Annotated in this window: 5 protein-coding genes, 1 pseudogene and 1 riboswitch; of the genes and pseudogenes, 3 read left to right on the plus strand and 3 right to left on the minus strand. The window is 56.3% G+C overall.

Annotation, left to right across the window (positions count from 1 at the left end):
* From GKC28_RS25860 to GKC28_RS25870, 3 genes are all read right to left on the minus strand, one after another.
* A partial coding sequence (locus GKC28_RS25860) for a transposase (protein ID WP_217434229.1) occupies positions 1–161 on the minus strand: 161 nt, incomplete at its 3' end.
* A 121-nt stretch (positions 162–282) separates the two neighbouring features.
* On the minus strand, positions 283–966 hold the full coding sequence (locus tag GKC28_RS25865) for a UPF0149 family protein (RefSeq protein WP_174149804.1): 684 nt from the start codon (positions 964–966) through the stop codon (positions 283–285).
* 171 nt (positions 967–1,137) lie between these two features.
* Complete coding sequence (locus GKC28_RS25870; RefSeq protein WP_174149805.1) at positions 1,138–1,524, minus strand: metallopeptidase family protein; 387 nt, start codon at positions 1,522–1,524, stop codon at positions 1,138–1,140.
* 205 nt (positions 1,525–1,729) lie between these two features.
* On the opposite strand from GKC28_RS25870, the gene GKC28_RS25875 reads away from it, so the two are divergent.
* The 3 genes and pseudogenes from GKC28_RS25875 to GKC28_RS25890 form a co-directional block, all read left to right on the plus strand.
* Positions 1,730–2,053, plus strand: coding sequence for an H-NS family nucleoid-associated regulatory protein (locus tag GKC28_RS25875; protein WP_174149806.1), 324 nt, complete (start codon positions 1,730–1,732; stop codon positions 2,051–2,053).
* Between the two features lie 365 nt (positions 2,054–2,418).
* Positions 2,419–2,502, plus strand: a riboswitch (ZMP/ZTP riboswitch).
* 20 nt (positions 2,503–2,522) lie between these two features.
* Positions 2,523–3,698, plus strand: a complete 1,176-nt coding sequence (locus tag GKC28_RS25885; RefSeq protein ID WP_302480830.1) for an MFS transporter — start codon at positions 2,523–2,525, stop codon at positions 3,696–3,698.
* A 190-nt stretch (positions 3,699–3,888) separates the two neighbouring features.
* Positions 3,889–4,120: pseudogene (locus tag GKC28_RS25890) on the plus strand (IS5/IS1182 family transposase); the annotation flags it as partial.

Raw genomic sequence — 4,120 nt, forward strand, 5'->3', positions numbered from 1 at the left:
GCCGCAAACCGGGGTTCTTTCAGCCAGTTGAAGACCTGATTGGCATTCACATCGTAGCGCCGTGCAACCTGGGCAACCGATACACCGGGCACCCGCGTCTGCGCGCAAACCATACGCTTCTCGTCTTCAGACCAATTCCGACGTCTGCGCCGCTTTGCCATGCCCAACCTCGATAATGTCCACTTGTTCGCTAATGGACATTATCCCTCACTAACGAGGGCCGTCAGTGCGGGCAGGCCGGACGGTTACGCAGGTGGTTGCTATGAAATCTTTGGAGATCAGTCAGTTCCGACCGCAACACTGCTTGTACTTGCGGCCCGACCCGCAGGAGCACGGATCGTTTCGACCTGGTCGAGGACTAGCCTTGAACGGCATGCCGGAAAGATTTTCAGGCTCAGGGCGGGAAAGTTCAGGACGTGACTGGTGCAGTATTGTCGCTACGCAGTTCGGGATCAGATCGGGGGCTTCAAGGTCGATCTGGTCAATTTCGTCGTCCGTGAACTTGCTTTGACCAGTGTAAATGTCCTGTAACGCCATCAAGAAGATCATCGTAGCCCGTGTCTCTTCGTCGGCCTGATCGAGCAGGCGTTCCCAAGCTTCCGGCCGCAGGCCCATGGAGCGGGTGAAGCCATCGACCCAAGGCTCCCACATCGTCTCGTCGCTGTTGGGATCAACCTCGTAGATAGGCTCGATCCAAAACGAGCGGGACATCGCCTCGGCCACCGAATTGTAATGCGCCATGACGGCACCGATCGTTTCTTCTGCGGCCTGCTGGTCAGGAAAATGTGCTTCGCCGGTCTCGCCCCAGACATGGGGCAGCCATTCCGAGGGCGGGATCATGTCACTACAAGCAAGAATGCCGGTCACGTAGCCATCAAGTTCGCTAAGCGACATAGGCATGTTTTCGACGGGCAGCGCATGCAGCAGCACGTTGAGGCGATCAAGCTCTTGATGTGATTGGCCCATGAAACTTCTCCCGCCGATGTCGGGAATTTTTATCTGCGAGACTGTTAATTCGCAACTATCGCAATGTCGGATGCGGGCTGCGAACCGTCGACTGCACTCGGGCATCCCATCTTCGCTGCAACGTCACCTGTAAGCTCGAATGCCAACTTCCCCTGGGTATTGAAGAGCGGTTCAGCCCCACCATTGGTCGATGGCTGCGATCTCCTCGTCAGTCCATCCGAAATGATGGGCGAACTCGTGAATCACAACATGCGCGATCAACTGGTCCAGCTCGACATCACCGCGGTCGCGCCATTCCGCCAGGATCGGCTGGCGGAAGAGCCAGACAACATCCGGAGATGGCGCCATGTCGAGAACCGATTTCTCGGTCATTGGTATTCCCTCGTAGAGCCCCGTCAGTTCATATGGATCTGCAAAACCAAGTTCGTCCAGCATGGCCGGCGCAGGCCATTCGGCAATGCGCAGAATGACGTTATCTGCAGCTGGCCTGAAGGCCCTCGGCAGGGAAGCTATAGTGGCGCGAGCGGTTTTCTCGAAATGGTCAAGGTCGTGATGCATGCGTTGTATATGGTTTCTTGGAGCGGTGTAGTGAACCGCCAAGCCGGAGGGAGGCAGTTCATACGCCTGGTGCGATCAGCAGCCTCCGGCCCCAATTCGGACTGCGACTTCGGACTGCGACGGATACCGCACAGCTGTGGCCAGTTGCTTGCCTCAGAAGGGTATATCTGCTTTGACCGAGAACAACTGAAAACACAGGTGAAATATGGCAATTGATCTAAAGGGGCTGAGTGCCGCTGAATTGGAAGCGCTGGCCAAGGAAATCGAAGTCCGCAAAGTGGAAGTAGAGGACGAGGCAAAGAAAAACGCTTATGCCGAAATGCTGGCCATTGCGGAAAAACATGGCGTGGCCTTTGAAGAGGTTATTGCTCTGCATGGCGGAAGGGGGCGTAAATCAAGCGCAAAAGCACCTGCTAAATACGCCAATCCAGCTGACCGATCCCAAACCTGGAGCGGCCGCGGGCGTAAACCTGCTTGGGTCCACGAAGCTTTGGAAGCTGGGAAGTCCCTCGAGGATCTTGAGATCTGAAGCAGAAATTCATTTGTTGGGCTAACGCAGGCGGCACCACGTACAGTTGCGCGGGGCGCAATTGGCAACATGGGCTGCCTGCCGTCATTCACGCCTGGCGCGGCGAACGCCCGGTCGGAGCCCACACCGGACGAGACGAATTCTTGCTGCGCGCGCTCGCGGCACAGACTTTTCTGCACACGCGCAACTTTGGGTGTCGCAGCGCGGCAGGGAAAACAGCCGTTCGTGCGAGCCGCAGCGAAGTTGACGAAGGCAATTCACAAGTCGCCGGACAAAGCGCTCTTTCGCTGCGGCTGCGCCAATGGCTGCTACCGACACAGGGTGACGATTGCCAATTGCGCCTGAATACACCACCTGATACTTCGAAATGGCTACGTAACTGGCGAGAATTAGATGGGCAACCATCGGGAAGCGTAGTCTTTAGCTGGCCGTTCGCCTGGGCATCCACCGTCAAAATTGGGGTGCTCTTATGGTCAAATCTGGTTTCGCTCTATACCTACGTTACTGCGCTGGAAATAGCGTCGCTCTGACTTGCATTTGGATGCAACGGGTCGCTGTGCTTTGGCTCGCGTGGGAGCTATCCGAGTCAACCTTTTGGTCGAGCGTTGTGCTCGCCGCGCAGCTTGTTCCAACCGTCGTCATTGGGCCACTCTTTGGCGCAGTTGCCGACCGGGTTCGGATCATCCCCGCAATGGTAAAAGTTCAGCTTGTTTTAGCAGCGCTGACAACATCACTTTTCGTCCTTGCGCTCGCCGACCTCGTAACCGTTGGTATACTCATCGTTTTCGAGTGTCTCATTGGGATAACTGTTTCAGCTCATCAACCGCTGCGTATGGCCTTAGTCCCGGCACTTGTTCCCAAATCCTTAATGCCCAGAACCATCGCGATAGATTCGATGGTGTTTAACTTGACCCGCATGATTGGCCCGGCTCTGGCTGGGCTTCTCATTGTGATAGTCGATATCCCACCGGTTCTTCTTTTGGGGGCACTTGGAAATCTGGTGCTGGCAATGGTCATATGGTCTTTGAGGAACGACGTTTCGAAACGCGCAGCGTCTAGCGGCAATCTTCTCTCACAGCTGCGCGATGGCTGGTACGTAATCTGCGGCAGCCACCCGGTCACGAAAGCTTTTATACTTACAGGCGTGTTCGGATTGGGTGGGCGTGCTGCCATAGACCTGTTTCCACTTTTCGCGGCGACCGCCTTTGGTCGAGAGGCAGATGGCGCGGGACTATTGCTCTCGGCCGCTGGATTTGGAGCAGTCTGTGCAGCAGCGTTTATGGCCCTACGCAAAAAATTCTCCAATCACATTGCAGAGTATCTTGGCATTACTGGCTTTGCCGCACTTTTACTCATGTCGCAAACCGAGAGTTGGTTGTTGGGATTGGCATGTGCGGGAACCTTGGGCTGTGCCGCGTCCATCGTCGGCGTAGCCAATCAATCTAGGATTCAATTGTCGATTCCTGATGGCTTTCACGGGCGCGTCATGGGGCTTTGGGTCATGGTTGGTCTTGGTTCAACTGCTCTGGGCACAATCGTCTATGGAACGATCTCGGACCTCACCAACCTGCGCGATGCCAGCGCAGTAGTTTCAGTCATCGGGATAACGAGCGTTGGAGCGATCTTTCTGAAAAGCAGAGAGTAGTTCCTAACTGGCAGGCACCGTTTGCCGATATTGGTGCGCCGTGCAGCATTCGCTAAAATGGGCTCTCTGCCGCCCAATGCCAGTGCAGCGTGGGCCCTGCCTAAGGCAAGATGGAACCTGGACGCCTCCGAAAACCTCTGGCCGACCGGCGTGTCACGTGATTCACTACCCTCGTAGCAGGGAGGCGGTCATGGCGAAGCAAGCAGGGTTCTGGAGCGTTGACGATCGTCTTGCTGAGATTTCCGCGGGCGGCGATCCGCTGGAAACGCTGAATTCGACGGTGAATTTCGAACGCTTTCGCCCGATCCTTGAACGCGCGGCAGGTCGGCGGCGCAACCCCAAGGGCGGCCGCCCGGCGCTCGACGTGGTGCTGAAATTCCGGATGCTTGTCTTGCAGAGCCTTCATGGGCTGAGCCTTGAGG

Source organism: Leisingera sp. ANG59, assembly GCF_013317235.1.
Classification (GTDB): domain Bacteria; phylum Pseudomonadota; class Alphaproteobacteria; order Rhodobacterales; family Rhodobacteraceae; genus Leisingera.